9 protein-coding genes are annotated in these 16790 nt (G+C 50.0%); 4 read left to right on the top strand and 5 right to left on the bottom strand.

The window, feature by feature from the left end; genetic code table 11:
* From OGH69_RS15570 to OGH69_RS15555, 4 genes are all read left to right on the top strand, one after another.
* Positions 1-555, top strand: a complete 555-nt coding sequence (locus OGH69_RS15570) for a hypothetical protein (RefSeq protein ID WP_265175415.1) — start codon at positions 1-3, stop codon at positions 553-555.
* Positions 556-808: 253 nt separating this feature from the next.
* Positions 809-1957, top strand: a complete 1149-nt coding sequence (gene holB / locus OGH69_RS15565) for a DNA polymerase III subunit delta' (RefSeq protein ID WP_265175414.1) — start codon at positions 809-811, stop codon at positions 1955-1957.
* 7 nt (positions 1958-1964) lie between these two features.
* The gene (locus tag OGH69_RS15560) at positions 1965-2360 is read left to right on the top strand and encodes a DoxX family protein (RefSeq protein ID WP_372339342.1); all 396 of its coding nucleotides are present in this window, start codon (positions 1965-1967) and stop codon (positions 2358-2360) included.
* 444 nt (positions 2361-2804) lie between these two features.
* On the top strand, positions 2805-9776 hold the full coding sequence (locus tag OGH69_RS15555; protein WP_265175412.1) for a T9SS sorting signal type C domain-containing protein: 6972 nt from the start codon (positions 2805-2807) through the stop codon (positions 9774-9776).
* A 55-nt stretch (positions 9777-9831) separates the two neighbouring features.
* On the opposite strand, the gene OGH69_RS15550 is transcribed toward OGH69_RS15555, so the two are convergent.
* The 5 genes from OGH69_RS15550 to mnmG form a co-directional block, all read right to left on the bottom strand.
* Entirely contained in the window at positions 9832-12117 is a 2286-nt protein-coding gene (locus OGH69_RS15550) for a helix-turn-helix domain-containing protein (protein ID WP_265175411.1), read from the bottom strand.
* Between the two features lie 461 nt (positions 12118-12578).
* Complete coding sequence (locus OGH69_RS15545; protein WP_265175410.1) at positions 12579-13157, bottom strand: OmpH/Skp family outer membrane protein; 579 nt, start codon at positions 13155-13157, stop codon at positions 12579-12581.
* Between the two features lie 281 nt (positions 13158-13438).
* Positions 13439-14293 (bottom strand): class I SAM-dependent methyltransferase, encoded by an 855-nt coding sequence (locus OGH69_RS15540; RefSeq protein ID WP_265175409.1) that lies wholly within the window; start codon positions 14291-14293, stop codon positions 13439-13441.
* Positions 14293-14814 carry a hypothetical protein gene (locus OGH69_RS15535; RefSeq protein WP_265175408.1) on the bottom strand — a complete coding sequence of 174 codons (522 nt, stop codon included), beginning with the start codon at positions 14812-14814 and terminating at the stop codon, positions 14293-14295. The genes OGH69_RS15540 and OGH69_RS15535 overlap by 1 nt, the downstream gene beginning before the upstream one ends.
* Positions 14814-16685, bottom strand: coding sequence for a tRNA uridine-5-carboxymethylaminomethyl(34) synthesis enzyme MnmG (gene mnmG, locus OGH69_RS15530; protein WP_265175407.1), 1872 nt, complete (start codon positions 16683-16685; stop codon positions 14814-14816). The genes OGH69_RS15535 and mnmG overlap by 1 nt, the downstream gene beginning before the upstream one ends.
* Positions 16686-16790 lie beyond the last annotated feature (105 nt).

The following is a 16790-nucleotide window of genomic DNA, read 5'->3' as shown; positions in this document are numbered from 1 at the left end:
ATGCTCAAAAAATACCTGACCCTCTTCTTCCTCGCAACCTTATCCGCTCATGCGCAACAAATCACCCAGGAACAGGCGCAAGACGCCTTTAGGAATGCCGATTTTATTTCTGAACTGAACTACACCGAAGGCGACCCTCTTTATGCCGACCTCAGCAAAGGCAAAAAGGGCGATATCATCATAAGAGGCCGCGAACTGTACAAAATCATGGGGCACGATGGCGTGGTGACCCAGCGTTACGGCAGCCTGTACCTCGATGCCGGGGCCTGGTCGCCGAAGGAAATAAAAAAAGCTAAGGAAGCCGCAATTAAAGCCTACAGGGAAGGCACGCCGTTCGAAATCATCATTGAGCAATATTATCCGGGCGACGGCAAGGAGATGGCGAAATTTGAAACCCTTGCCGCGACCATGATACCGGCCATCACCAAAGCGCTCGATGCACACAAGGCCGGCGACATATTTGCAGTAGAGGCAGGAGATGACACCTATGTGATCGTGAAAAACGGCGAGCCCTTTAAAAAGAAGGCGGTGCAGGTGCTGTATATGACGTATTAGTGATTTGGTTTGAATCGCCTGTTACAGACCTCACCCCCAGCCCCTCTCCTTTGGAGAGGAGAGCCGGAACCTGCCGACAATCTTTACGCTCTTTTTAAATAACATCAGGGTAAAATTTCCATTCAATATCCCGCAGAGTGAAGCTCCTCTCTCTCCTTTGGAGAGGGTTGGGGTGAGGTCAACTCTCAAAACCCCGAACCCCGAACCCAAACCCTGAACTGAAAACTCCCAAACTATTTTCTATATTTGCCCTATGCTTTTTTCAGAGATCATCGGCCAGGGCCACATCAAAAGCCATTTGACCAAAAGCGCGTCGCAGGGGCGCATACCGCATGCACAGCTGTTCATCGGGCCCGAAGGCTCGGGAACCCTGCCCATGGCGATTGCATACGCGCAGTATATTTTGTGTGCCAACGAAGCCGGTGAAAACTCGGGCGGCAACGCGGCCTGCAACCTGAAATTTGAGAACTTTTCGCACCCCGACCTTCATTTTGTGTTCCCCGTGGCGGCCAACAGCGAGGTGAAGAGCCACCCTGTGAGCGCCAACTTCCTGAAGTACTGGCGGGAGTTTATTACCGAAACGCCCTACGGCAGCCTTTTCGACTGGTATAAAAAGATCGACATACAAAACAAGCAGGGCCAGATAGGCGTGGATGAGGCAACGGAAATCGTTAAGGCGCTTTCGCTGAAGGCCTATGAGGGCGGCTACAAGGTGATGATCATCTGGATGGCCGACCGGATGAATACCGCCTCTGCCAACAAGCTGCTGAAGCTGCTGGAAGAACCGCCGCAAAAAACGGTTTTTATATTGATCGCCGAAAGCGAGGACGATATCCTGCAAACCATACTGTCGCGCTGCCAGGTGCTCCACTTCGGGCCGCTGAGCGAAAACGCCATATCCAACCGGCTGGCCAACCAGCTTGCTATTCCGCAGAATACGGCTACAAAAATAGCCCACCAGGCCCAGGGCAACTACAACAAAGCCCTGCATCTGCTCAACGGCGATGATGACGGCCACCCGTTTGAAGAGTGGTTCGTGCAATGGGTGCGCGCCGCCTTCCGGGCCAAGGGGAATGCCGCCGCCATACACGACCTCATCGCGTGGAGCGAAACGATTGCCGCAATAGGGCGCGAGCCGCAAAAGCAGTTCCTGCACTTTTGCATCGATATGTTCCGGCAGGCACTGCTGCTCAACTATAGCGCGGGCGACCTGGTTTTCATGGAACCTACTGTAGAAAAATTTAAGCTGGAAAATTTTGCGCCCTTTGTCAACGGCAGCAACATCAACGATATCTTTAAGGAACTGAGCGATGCCCTGTACCACATAGAGCGCAACGGCAACGCCAGGATCATCCTTACCGACCTTTCGATAAAACTCACCCGATTAATCCATAAAAAATAACATCATGATACCACAGCCTGCCATAATCCTGATACTTGCCTTTTTGGCCATCACCTTCATTCAATCCGGTTACGACAAGGTAACCGACTGGAAAGGCAACCTCGAATGGCTGAAGGGCCATTTTTCGCAAACACCCATCCGGAACATGGTGCCGCAGTCGCTGTTCCTCATCCTGGTGATGGAGGTGTTTTCGGGCGCTTTTGCCGTAATAGGGATCATTGAGATATTTGTCAATGGGGGCGACCAATTCCCAATCCTTGCGGGAGTACTTTCGGGCATAACCCTGCTGTTCCTCCTCCTGGGCCAGCGCATGGCGAAGGATTATGACGGTGCGCGTACCATAGTCATTTATTTTATCCCGGTTGTTTTGCTGCTGCACTGGCTGAATGCCGTGGCACTGTAAAACCCTTCAAAACATTTTTTTTTAAGGTTTGGCCTCTTCTGCCATAGCCTTTACTATCTCATTGGTCTTTATTGCCGAATGGCCGGTAAGGTATGCCAGCACCACAGGGCATAAACCGATATAAATGGGCATTTCGGCATTAATTCAACCCGTTGATTCAGACATATCCTTTTTTAAACCAAAGTAATAACAAGCCAACCCTTACAAAAGAAAATATCGCGTTATTTTCTAATTCTTAAAAGACTGCCATTCAACGATAATTAACGGCAGATGGTCGATGAATTGCCGCTATTTAACTTATTTCTAAATTTCCACACATAATATTGCAATAATTTTAGCTATTTAAAAATTTAATAATCAATTCTCACAATTAAATAAAAAAATGCCCAGTGAGATTAGAGATTCCTAAAATTCAACCTTCTTATTAGACTAAATTGCAAATTTATGATACTAAAACTACCATCCGCATCGGCATGTCTCCTGATGGCCTTTGTAAGCGTCATTCCATTTTTTGGAAGAGCACAAACAACCACGGTCTTCAGCTCAGATTTCAGCACTTCCGCAGGCACGTCCTACAGCGGTGCCAACGGACTGATAGGCACAAACAGCACCTGGTCTTTTTTGAGGAGCGGGGCTGATTTTGGCGCCCGTATAAATTCGGGTTACCTGGCCCTCACTAACGATGCCACGGGAACTGCGAACGTGTCCGGTTGGGGCCTTGCCTATGCCAACAATGCCGTTTCGGCACCGTACAGTACGGCGCTTGCGTCGAACCCCGGGTTGGTGACATGGACATTCAACATGCGCCAGGTACGCTCCAACCCCTCCGGTCCGGCTAATGGCTACTATGCTAATGCGTTTGTGCTGGCAGGCACATCGAACACCACAGCAACTACAGGATCGGGTTATGCGGTGATACTGGGCCAGTCCGGCAAAACCGACCGCCTCAGGCTCATACGCTACACGGCAGGCATCAGGACATCGTCAGACATTATCACTTCCAATACATCAGGACTTTCCGATTTTGGCAACCAATACCTGAGCGTAAAGGTTACCTACAACCCTGCGTCCAATACCTGGGAATTATTTGTACGCAATGATGGCAGCGTATTCCAGGATCCGGCAGCCGGCAGCCTTACCTCTCAGGGAACGGCTGTAAACAGCGGTTCAACAGCCACTTCACTCCCTCTTATCGGCACTTATTGGAATGCTGCTACCAAGCGCAATCAAACCTCCTTTTTTGATAATATCAGGGTTACTGTTGCCACACCTTTCATAACAACCCTTTCCCCTCCTTCAAGGATTGCAGGCACAGGGGCATTCAGCCTTGTTGTGGGCGGAAGCAACTTTACCCCTGCCTCCATAGTACAATGGAACGGGAGCAGCAGGACCACAACCTATAACTCCGCTACCGGAATTACAGCCGCAATCACGGCTGCAGACATCGCATCGGCCGGTACAGTGCCTATAACTGTAATTACGGGTACCACTGTTTCCAATATGGTAAACTTTACCATCGACGTTGCCGGTGTGCCTACAATATCTCCGTCCACAAACGTGCTGCCCGGCTTCAGTACCGTAACGGGAACCGCATCGCCCCAGCAGAGTTTTACTACTACAGGCGCTAACCTTACCGGAAACATTACTGCTACGGCACCAGCAAATTTTGAAGTTTCGCTTAGCAGCGGGTCCGGATATGCCGGCCAGATAACTACGATACCTTCGGCAACAACGCCAATCTATGTACGTGTAAAAGCCGCTGCCCCTGCCGGATTGTACAGTGGCAACATCACGCTTTCCGCGGCGGGTGCCACCTCAAGGCAGGTAGCCGTTTCGGCAGTTGTGCTGTCTTCAGAACCTACAACATCGGCCACATCCATTAGCTTTAGCAATGTTACGTCGATATCCCTCACTACGGGCTGGACATCGGGCAGCGGCACCAGCAGGCTGGTGGTAATGCGCGCAGCTTCTGCCGTAAATGCAGCACCTACAGATGGCGTAACCTACACGGCATCGGCAGCTTTTGGCGCAGGAAGCGACCTGGGCAACGGAAACTATGTTGTGTATAGCGGAACCTCCAATTCGGTAAACGTAACCGGCCTTTCGGCAGCAACCACCTACCATGTGGCTGTTTATGAATTTAACGGTGCCGGGGGTACGCAAAATTACCGTACCACTTCGCCCCTTACAGGCAGCCGTCTTACCCTGAATGCCCCTGTTGGCCTGCAGATCACGGCCATGAATACCCAAAATACCATCAATTTTGACACTTCTGTTGAGGGTGTAAACAACGCGGCCTTCAGCGGTGCAGGCTTCAGCACCGGGACACAGCCGGGCGAACTGAGTTCCAACAGTTTTGCCATAACCGGATTTAGCGCCGGCAACCTGGCTTTTGGGGCAGATAGCCCTGAAGACAGTGTTTATGACAGCGGGCAGTCTGACGGCGGCGAAACAGATGCGGGCCTGTATGCTTTTGAAGTGTCGCCCAATAATTATGCCCTGGGCGTGCAGCCTGCCACCGGCGAGTTCTCACCGGGAACAATTACACTGCGTTTCCAAAACCAGACGGCAACGCCTATAACCTCTGTGAGCGTTGGGTACAAAGTATATGTATACAATGACGAAGCAGGATCTAACAGCTTAAACTTCAGTTATTCTCCGGATAACATTTCCTATACTGCCGTTGCGGCACTTAACCATACTACAACGGCTGCTGCCGATGCATTGCCGGAGTGGAAAGCCTATTATAAAGTTGCCACCATACCGGTAGCTGTAGCTGCTAACGGTTATGGCTACATCCGCTGGAGCGGTGCAGCCGTATCGGGCACTGCTTATGACGAAATAGCCATAGACGACATTGTGCTTGTGGCCAACCCAACCAGCACGTTCGCATCCTTCAGCGGTACTGCCGAAACCTTTACGGTAGCTGGCAACGCGGGGCTTTCGGGTGCAACTACTGTTAACAGCAACATCGCATTCTCTAACAACAGCTACCTTGCTATTGGGGCCAATACCCTGACACTGGCAGGCACCATGACTCATTCAGCTTCTGGAAACCTGAGGGGAGGCGCATCAGCCAACATCATTTTGAGCGGCAGTGTAAACCCTTCGCTCAGCTTTGACCAGTCGACACCAGGGACAACCAACCAGATAAACAACCTTACAGTTGCCACAACCAATGGCAATACGGCTACTATGGCAACACCGCTGGCAATTGCGGGCACATTGACCGTAAATGAGCTGCAGACCCTCAACCTGGGCACAAATGCGCTTAGCGGTGCGCTTACAACCGTTGCCAACAGCGGCACTATAAGTACCCAAAATACGACTTCTGCACCACTGCCATCAGGTAAAACCTGGTCGGGTACGGGAGTTGTGCTCTTCAATGGATCTGCCCAGCAAACCCTTCCTGCCGGAACGTATGGAAATGTAACCATCAGCAATGCATCAGGCGCTGTAACCGTTGCCGATGTAACGGTAAACGGCATCCTTCACCTGCCGAATGCCAACCCTACGGCAACGACGGGGAGCCTCGCCACAGGAAGCAACACGCTATTTATGGGGCCTGACGCCATAAATACCGGTACCGGTGATGTTAGTGGGATCGTAACGCGAAACAGCGGAATCATACCTAACAAGGTATATACTTTTGGCCATCCGTATACATCGGTCGTTTTTCCAACTTTAGGTACATTGCCAACTTCCATGAGCCTCAAAATCGAGCCCGGTGTGGCGCCTGTTTCAAAACCCGACGCGATATTGAGGAGGTTTGATTTCATACAGACCGGCGGTACGGGAACAAAAGCAATCATATCTGCACATTATCTTGATTCTGAAATTAACGGGAATATAGAAAACAGGCTTGTGGACTGGGTAATAGTAATCGCCTCGGGTACAGGCATTCCGCAGAGCCGTACCAATTACAGCGTTTCAAATAATTTTGTGGAACTCGCCAACGTTAACATGGCTTTCTTTAGCTCATCATTCGGAACCTATAACCTTACCCTTGCCAACTCCCTTGCCAATACGCTGGTTTGGAACGGTTCGCAAAGCGATTCATGGACTACCGCGGCCAACTGGACACCAAACGGAAGCCCGGCATTTGATACCAATGTAATAATCCCGGATGCCTCAACTACACCAAATGATCCTATTTATAACAATGGTTCAGAAGTGGCGACCATTTCTATTGAGGCCGGCGCCATTCTCAATGCCGCGGAGGCATCGGTATTTACCGTAAAAGGAACTTCGGGTGCCTGGATCAACAAAGGCACATTTAACGCTTCGACAGGCACCGTAGTGTTTGATAACGCCAACGGATCTGCCGATGCAACCATCGCGGGGATTACATCCTTCAACAACCTTACCATCGCCTCAGGTACGTCATTGCGTCCGCTAACCAACTCTGTAATAAGGCTCGGCGGGGTGTTCACCAAGCCCGGTAACTTCTTTACTGCCGGTGTACACAGTACATTTGAATATACCGGTACAGGACAGACAGTAGTTTTGCCAAACGGTGCGCAATCAGCCTACCACAACCTTACCATCAGCGGTACCGGGGCTGTTTTCCCGGCTTCACTGAATGTAAGGGGCGACCTGGTACTCAACCAAACGGTTGACTTCACCGGCAAAACCATTGAAATGTCGGGTAATGAAGAAGAGTTACAGATAATAGGCGGTACCGTAAGCCCAACATTCGATAACCTGACTATAAACAATGCAACCAGCAAAGTAATATTGGCCACCAATGCAACTGTAGCGGGCACCCTTACACTTACAGTCGGCAAGTTTGACATCCAGGGTTATGACCTTACGCTAGGTGCCAACGCCGTAGCAGGCAGCTTCTCTTCGACAACAATGATTGAAGCCGACGGAGCGGGTGTAGTCAGGAGGCCGTATACAGTAACAGGGTCATATACCTTCCCGATAGGCGAAGGTATTGATACAACCGTATATTCACCCATAACGGTGAACGTTACCTCGGGTACATTCAGCAATGCTTATGTGGCCGTGAACATGAAGGATGTGAAACATCCTAGCAACAACAGCGCCGACAACTACCTGACCCATTACTGGAATGTGACGCAAACCGGCATAACCGGGGCTGTAGCCACGATAACAACTACCTATGAGGCAATAGATATTGTGGGCTCACTGGGCAATATCAGTGCGGCCCAGCTGAATGGCACATTCAACGTTGCCACTAACCCGTGGGTAAAATTCGCGGCACTGTCCGGCGGGACGCTTACCGCTGCAAACGCAACGCTTACTGCCGGCCAGACATCATCGTTTACCGGTATCGACTCCTCGCCATTTACTGCCGTGATCACGGGTGAAGGCTCTTTCTGCGAAGGCGATGCCGTTACACTCACAGCTGAAGTAAGCGGCAGCAATCCGCCATACAGCTATTCATGGTCCGGCGGGCTGGGCACAGCAGCGACAGCAACGCCTCCTACCACAGTTGCCGGTACAACCACTTATACGCTGGCCGTAAGGGATGCAAATGGCATCGAAGTTACCGACACTGCCGATGTGGTGGTATCATTGCAACCGGTAGCAGGAACGCTTACAGGAAGCCAGGAAATATGTGCCGCCACGACCCCGGCCGACATTACTCTTACCGGCTATACCGGTACAATAGTACGCTGGGAACGGTCTATCAATACATTGTTTGCCAACCCTGCGTTTATACCAAGCACATCGGCAACGCTTTCCGGGGCGCTTATAGGCACCAACCTTGCATCTACAAGGTATGTGAGGGCTGTGGTACAAAACGGTACATGCCCGGTAGTATATTCAAATTATATTGAGATAAAAATAAGCGCAACCACATGGGACGGTACCTGGAGCAACGGTGAGCCTACCGCGACAACTGCGGTTATATTCAATGCCGACTTTACTGCCACCGAAGACATGGCTGCCTGTAGCGTAGTCGTAAATACAGGTGCGAACGTAGTAATCCCGGCAGGGTTCAATATGACCGTTGATGGCGCAGTTACCATAAATGGCGGCACATTTACAGTTGAAAACAATGCCAACCTTGTACAGGTTCGTGATGTAAATAACAGTGGTGAAATAGAGGTCATTAAAGACAGCGCCCCGATATACAGGCTGGATTATACCTTGTGGTCATCGCCGGTTGACGGACAAACGCTTAAGACCTTTTCGCCGCAAACGCTCAACAACCGTTTTTACACCTACAATCCGGTAACCAACGGATATACACAGGTAAGCGACCCGGTAACTACTGAGTTCATCGAAGGAAAAAGCTACCTCATCAGGGTAGACAATACTCATCCGTCATTTGTAAATACATCCACCCCCGGCACCCCGTGGACCGGTACTTTTACCGGCGCGCCGCACAATGGCAACGTAGATGTAGCGGTAACCCCTGGCTTTAATGCCGTGGGCAACCCCTATCCGTCATCGTTGAATATAGCCGATTTTTATGCCGCAAACTCGGGCAACCTTGCCCAGGATGCTTCATTGTTCTTCTGGAGGAAGAAAAATGACACCAACGCATCGAGCTATGCATCGCTCACGCTGGCAGGGTACATTGCCAATGATGCCTTTGGCGGCGACAGCAGCAACGGACTGTTCAGCGACCCGGACGAAAGCGATGAGTGGGTAATCAATACCGGCCAGGGCTTTATAGTATACAGCACAGGCAACACTGTTTCGTTCAACAACGGTATGCGCAGGGGCATAAACAACGGCCAGTTCTTCAGGAATGCCATGGACACAGACAAATCGAGGCTGTGGCTCAACCTGACGGGCTCGCTTGGCGAATTCAGCCAGATGTCGGTGGCCTATACGCCTAATACCACCCTTGGGCTCGACTATGCCTGGGACGGCAGGGCCATTACCGATGGCGATGTGGCTATTTATTCCCTTGCGGGAGAGACTAAGCTGGGCATACAGGCAAGGCCGTCATTCGACGCGTCAGACATTGTGCCGCTGGGTGTAAAAATTACCGCTGCCGGCACCTACAGCATCTCGCTGGATCATTTTGACGGCGTGTTTGCACAAGGCCAGGATATATTCATCAAGGATAACCTGCTGGGCGGCATGACCCACAACCTTGCCAACGGCCCGTACGAATTTGCCGCAGAAGCAGGAACCCTGGCAGGCAGGTTTGACGTGGTATATGCACAGGCGCTGGGAACAGGAAGCCCTGATGCCAATGCCAATGCCCTGATCGTATACAAGCAGGAAAATACCATCCATGTCAATTCCGGCAGGATGGAAATGAAGTCGGTGCAGGTGTACGATACCCGGGGAAGGCTGCTGTACAGCACCGATGGAATTAACGACACAACTGCAGTGATTTCCGGACTGCAATCGCAGGAACAAATGCTTATCATAAAAGTAACGGATGTAAATGGTGCCGTTACCAACAGGAAGATCATTTTTTAAGTGTGCCGCCCCCACCTAACGAGCCCCGTTGCAATTTGCACGGGGCTTCTTTTACCTAATCCATGCTGGCCCTGTAAAACTTCAGCTCACTCCAGGTGAATGCATCGCCGTGCATTTCCTTCAGCGGGCTCAGCGATTCACCTTCAAAACCTTCGAATATCGTTTTTAAGGCCGCTATACGGTCGTTTGGCAATACGTCGGACAGTTCTACCCTGCCGGATTCAATTAGCTTCGCCAGGTGGCTTTCTATCGTTTGCTGTGTCAGCTTGCGGGTGCGGGCAATGTCCTCCACCGGCATTTTTTGCTGCCATAGCTCAAAGGTTTCGTCTACGGTGCTTTTTTTCGCTTCGGCCGGCTTTTTCTTTTTGGAAACATAGCGCTGCGGTGCGTACAGGTCCTCCTCCCCGTCGCCATCCATGAGCGTTGCCGGGTTGTTGCGCATTACCGCCCTTATCGCCTCGAGCTTTTTGATCTTGTACGATTGTATCTCGGGCGTGACCAGGCTTTCGCGGCTGATGTCCCTTCCCTCTTTCACCAGTTCGGGGAGCAGCTTCGCCTTCATCAGCCGTACGACTGCCGCGGTTTGCAATTCCTCCAGTACAGCCAGTTCTTCATAAAAGGTCTTTGCCTTTCGCTGGCGCTTGATTTCCTCCATGGTTTCCAGCACGCCCATGGCCATGCGGTCGAGCGTGGGGAAAAAATAGTTGGCTGCCGCCGCAACCCTTTCGCCTACAAAAGCGAGGTCCACCGGCCGCTGCGCGAAAAGCCTGTTGAGCTGCCCTATGAATTTATTCGCCGCATCGAGTTGGGTATGTATGGCATTTTCCTGGCGGGCAGCCCATTCGCGGTACTGCGATTTGAGCGCTTTGGGGCCCTCCTGCAGGTAGCTCATTTTGTGACGCTGCCATTCAGTGGCCAGCTCACCCCATAAGAAACTGTTTACCAGAAAGTTATGGATGAAGTTCAGCGTTTCGCGCTGCAGCGAATCCTCCAGGTGCGACGCTTCAGCCTTTGCCGAGGCATAATCCATCACGTCGGCATCGCTCGAAATGCCATTCATATGCATCGGGGAAAGCAAAATAAGCCCCTCTAATGAACGTAATCGCGACAGGGCAACGTAGGCCTGCCCCGGCATGAAAACCTGCGACACATCGAGTACAGCTTTGTCAAATGTCAATCCCTGGCTCTTGTGCACGGTAATGGCCCATGCCAGCCGGAGCGGGTAGTGGGTAAATGTACCCAAAACCTCCTCGTTGATTTCCTTGGTCGTGGCATCTACAAAGTAGCGCACGTTCTTCCATTCGTATTTTTCGGCCTCGATGGTGACATTCTCCTCAGGGAAATGCACCAGCACCTCGTCATCCGACAGCGATTTGATTACCCCTATCTTCCCGTTGAAGTACCGCTTTTCTGGCGAAAGGTCATTCTTTATGAACATGACCTGTGCACCCACCTTCAGCTTCAGCTCCTCCTCTACCGGATAGATCTTATCGGGAAAATCGTCAACGATATCCGGCCGGTACACATACTGCCTGCCCTCCAATTCTTCAAGCGATGCAGCGTTCATGGCATCGGCCTTGGCGTTGTGGGTGGTCAGCGTAATGTAGCCCGTATTCTTCTTCACGTCGAAGGCAGGGTTTACAAATCCGTTGAGTATGTCGAGGTCACCATTGGTTATAACATTGTTCCTCAAATTGTTAAGCACGCCGATGAAGGCAGCGTCGGTCTGGCGGTATATCTTGTCCAGTTCAATGTACAGCGGCGGGTTTTGCTGCACCACGTGCGAATGGAAAAAGAACTTGCCTTTGTAGTATTTCTTCAGCACCTCCCATTCCTCGTTTCGCACTACGGGCGGCAGCTGCAGCAGGTCGCCGATGAACAGCACCTGCACCCCGCCGAAGGGCCGTTCATTCCTACGGGTCGTTCTCAGCATGTAGTCGATGGCATCCAGCAGGTCGGCCCGCAGCATGCTGACTTCATCAATCACCAGCAGTTCCAGGTTTTCGAGCACGGCTTTCTTGTCGGCGCGCATCCGGAAATGCCGTCTCAGGCTATCTTTAGTTTCAAACTTTACGGTATCGCTGAACTGGAATGGCAGGTTGTATTCGGGAATGAAGCCCGCAAAGGGCAGCTGGAACATGGAGTGGATCGTGACACCGCCTGCATTCAGTGCGGCAATGCCCGTAGGTGCCACCAACACGGTATTTTTATGCGTGGTGCGGATGATCTCGCGGAGCAGCGTGGTTTTCCCCGTACCGGCTTTTCCGGTCAGGAATACGGAGCGATTGGTTTGGTTGATGAATTTGAGTGCATAGGATGCGGCGGTAGAGAGTGTTTCCATTGGCGTATAAATAATGCCGAAAAGTACAAATTTTTGCTTATATAATAGAAAAAAATCTTAGTTTCTGTTGACTGGATGCTGATGCCCGCAAAGCCCTATTCTATTACGAGATTAAACTCATGCGTTGTGGCAGAGACGTTGCAATGCAAACGCTCAAACGAATAGTTTCCCCTAAATGTAATTGAGATTTCTCCACTCCGCTGCGCTGCGGTCGAAATGACAACGTTTCATAATGGCGAGTACGCTACTTTTAGATTTTACGGAATGAGATTTCTCCACTTCGCTACGCTACGGTCAAAATGACAGAGATGAGTGTAGCTACGCTCTGTCATTGAGAGATAGAATGATTAAAACAACATGAAATTGGTTGGAAGAGGTCAAAACAAATTGTTCCCCGTGGAACATTAATGAAAAATGCCCCCAGTTTGGGAGCATTTTTATAGTATTTTCTAAGTGAAAGATTATTTAGTTTCTTCTTCTTTTTTAGGTGTGGCTTCTGTTTTAGCAGTACCTTTATACTTGTCATTCAGCTCTTTAAGGATATCGTTTGTTATGTCGTAGCTGTCTTTGGCATACAATACACTGTTGGTGCTTTCACCGCTGCCGTAGATGTAGTCATAACCATTTTTCTTGCCGTAATCCTTAATGAACTTCTTCATTTTGCTTACAGCAGAGTCATTTTTAACTCCAAATTCGCCCTGAAGCTGCTTCATCATTGCTTCCTGCTCCGCCATGAGCTCCTGCTCCCTCTTCTGGAGCTGCTGGCCTTTCAGCTGTGCCCATTGCTGGCCTTTCACCTTGGCTTCTTCCTGAAAGCTGGCAACATCCAGTTTCCACTGCTGCACCTTGCCTTCAAGCTCCCTGCCCATTTCTTCCATTTTTACTTTGCTTTGCGACTCCAGGTCCTTAAACTCTTCGTAGTCTTTGGAAAGCTTTGAAGTATCTACATAGGCAGTCTTAAATCCGGAAGCATCTCCCCCTTCTTTGTTGCATGAAAACAGTGCCAGCGCACAACCGAATATCAATAATGATTTTTTCATTTCCTGAATTTAGATTAAAAAATTTCGCGTAAAAGTAGTGATTAGTTTTAATGTGCCAAAATGGGTATTTCAGATTTCAGATTTTAGAATTGAGATGATAGATAAAAGTTGCGAGACTGTTCCGCGAAAAATTCCCAAATAAGAAATACCTATAGTTGTCTCTGCAATCATAAAGTTTCACAATCAAAATCGACTTTAAATAAAGCGATTTAAGCAACTTTTGAAAATTCAGCGGCTTATCGGGTGTTTGCGGGTTAAAAAGGCCGAAAAATCGCCTTCAATTAGTTTTTAGCGATTTTCAGGACATAAATATGCGATGAATACTCCCTATTCCGTGCCGCTTTGCGGTTTGACTTCCATCCGGTCAAAAATCCTTTCACAAAACTCATTTTCCCGGTTTTGTATTTTTCGGAAAGCAGGCTCACATAAAAACTGTCAAATTTCATGGGCAGGATTTTTATGAGCTGTATGCCCTGGCGTGCAAAAAGCTTTTCAATGGCTGTTTTGGAAAAATGCCACAAATGCCTCGGCACGTCGTAGGCCGCCCAAAACTTGCCATAATAATGTGCATCGTACGATTTGAAATTCGGCACCGCAATAATAATTACCCCATCAGGTTTCAGGATGCGTTTTAGCTCAGTAATCTGTGCTTCCACATCGGGCACATGCTCCAAAACATGCCACATCGTGATTACATCGTACGAATGATCGGGAATTGCTTCCAAACGCTCTGCAAAAACTACGCCTTTGCCTTTTGCAATGCTTTTTGCCTTATCACTCGGTTCAATACCCGTAATATTCCAGCCATTTTCTTTGGCTACTGCCAAAAAATCGCCTGTACCGGCACCAATGTCCAATAATTTGCCTTTTTGCGGCTGAAATCCCTGCACCAGCTTTATTTTATCGCGCAAAGCCTTTTGCTTAACCGTGTGGTAAAGCTTTTCGAACAAGGAGCGCTTGCCGTCGGTATGCGAAATGTAATCATCACTTTCGTAATAGCGGCCCAGGTTTTCGGGTGAGGGCTGCGGATGCGTTTTCAGGAGGTCGAGATCGGCGTCGAGCAGCAGTTCAAATTCTTCTCCTGAAACAGAATGGTCCTTAACTTTAATATAAGTGGTAGCGTTACTAAAATCCATTAGCTTTTATTGAATTCGTCTTTTAATCCTTCGAGGTATTGTATCGTAATGTTCTTATAAAGCGAATTTTCCTCCAGGCAGTCTTCGTTGGATTCACTTATGACCGACATTGCTAAAAATTTCGCTTTGGTTAAAATGTTGGCTTTTGTCTCTACATTGGTCACCATAAACTGCGATACGTCAAAATATTTTTCCAGCTCGTCATTGGTGTACAGGAAAACCTTTAAGCGATGTCCGTCTACGGTAACCCAATACGACACGTCGTTGGATGTACCCAGATCATATTTATTGGCCAGGAATTGCGCGAAGGGCATTTTACTCTGGTCGTTCTCAAAAATAAAAGCGGTTAGGCCCTTTTCCCTTCCCAAAACTTCCTTGCCGTTTTCCATCAGCACAAAGCTATTGATCTCTACGGTATGCCTTGGCGTAATGCACGAAATTGCCAGCATCAGTAGTAAAAACACGAAAAACCCTTTACTCGAAAGGGTTTTTACAAATCGTTTCACGTGGAACATTCCCATTAGCGTCCCATGTGTATTAGTAATACCGATACATCTGCCGGAGACACCCCGCTGATGCGCGATGCCTGCGATATGGTAACGGGCTTGATTTTCTTCATCTTTTCACGGGCTTCGTGCGAAAGGGATTTCACCTTGTCGTAATCGAAATTCTCCGGGATCTTTACATCCTCAAGCCTGTTGAGCTTGTCGGCGTTGTTCTTTTCCTTTTCAATATAGCCAGAATACTTCACCTGCACCTCGGCCTGCTCCACCACTTCCCTGTCCAGGTCGTGTTCGGCAATGTAATCGCGCACACGGTCAAATTTCAGCATGTCCTCCAGCTCGATCTGCGGACGGGAGAATATCTTGAACATCTTTTCCGACTGCGTTACCCCAGGCGTGTCCTTAGCTTCCAGAACCGGGTTCACCTCAGCAGGCGTTACGCTCGATTCCCGGAAGAAGTTTACGAAAGCCTCGCTTTCGTCCCTTTTCTTTTCCATGCGGCGCATACGGTCCTCTTTGGCCAGCCCAATCTCGTATGACAGCGGTGTAAGCCTGAAATCGGCGTTGTCCTGGCGCAGCAGTGTGCGGTATTCGGCTCGCGAAGTGAACATCCTGTACGGTTCTTCGGTGCCTTTGGTGATCAGGTCATCGATAAGCACGCCTATATAGGCCTCATTGCGCTTCAGGATGAACGGATCCTTACCCAGCACCTTCAAATGCGCATTAATGCCCGCCATAAGCCCCTGCGAAGCGGCTTCCTCGTAGCCTGTGGTACCGTTTATCTGCCCTGCGAAGTACAATCCCTCCACCAGCTTTGTTTCCAGCGTATGCTTCAACTGTGTGGGCGGGAAATAATCATATTCGATGGCATATCCGGGGCGGAAGAATTTCACCTTCTCAAACCCGGCTACAGAGCGCAATGCCTTAAACTGGACATCCTCCGGAAGGGAGGTTGAAAAGCCGTTTACATATACCTCCACCGTATCCCAGCCTTCCGGCTCAACGAAAATCTGGTGGCGGTCCTTATCGGCAAAGCGGTTGATCTTATCCTCGATCGATGGGCAATAGCGCGGCCCAAGGCTTTTGATGCGCCCATTGAACATCGGCGAACGGTCAAAACCTTCCCTGAGGAGGTTGTGCACTTCTTCCGAAGTATAGGTCATCCAGCACGAGCGTTGTTCCTTTAGCGGCTTCGTAACTGCCGAATACGAGAACTTATCAGGGTTCTCGTCGCCCGGCTGCTCAATCATCCTGGAATAGTCCAGCGAGCGTCCGTCAACGCGTGGCGGTGTGCCTGTTTTCATCCTTCCGGCCTCAAATCCGGCACGAACGAGGTCTTCGGTAATGCCGTAGGCAGCGCCCTCGCCTGCCCTGCCGCCGCCAAACTGCTTCTCCCCGATATGGATCAAACCATTCAGGAACGTACCGTTGGTGAGCACCACGGCTTTCGATTTAATTTCAATCCCCAGCGACGTTCGGATCCCGGCAATCCTGCCATCCTCGATAAGCAGACCCGACACCATTTCCTGGTAAAAATCCAGGTTCGGGGTACGTTCCAGCATCAGTCGCCATTCCTCTGCAAAACGCATCCTGTCGCTCTGCGCTCGGGGGCTCCACATGGCGGGCCCTTTGGACTTGTTGAGCATCCGGAACTGGATGGCCGTCTTGTCGGTCACAATGCCCGAATAGCCGCCCAGCGCATCGATTTCGCGCACGATCTGTCCCTTTGCAATACCTCCCATGGCAGGATTGCAGGACATCTGCGCGATGTTTTGCAGGCTCATTGTCACCAGCAAGGTCTTCGAACCCATATTAGCGGCAGCGGCCGCTGCCTCGCTTCCTGCGTGCCCGGCCCCCACTACTATCACATCATATACCTCGTTAAACATCTTTTATTCTTTCTCCCTGTTCCACGTGGAACAGGGAATTGATTATTTTCTATTTATTATTTTTTTATTGCCACTCTGCCGTCATTGCCGGTCGTCTGTCATTGC

It is taken from the genome of Flavobacterium sp. MFBS3-15 (assembly GCF_026107645.2).
GTDB lineage: Bacteria > Bacteroidota > Bacteroidia > Flavobacteriales > Flavobacteriaceae > Flavobacterium.
The sequence above is the reverse complement of the archived record's forward strand: the minus strand, read 5'-3'. Positions and strand labels throughout refer to the sequence as shown.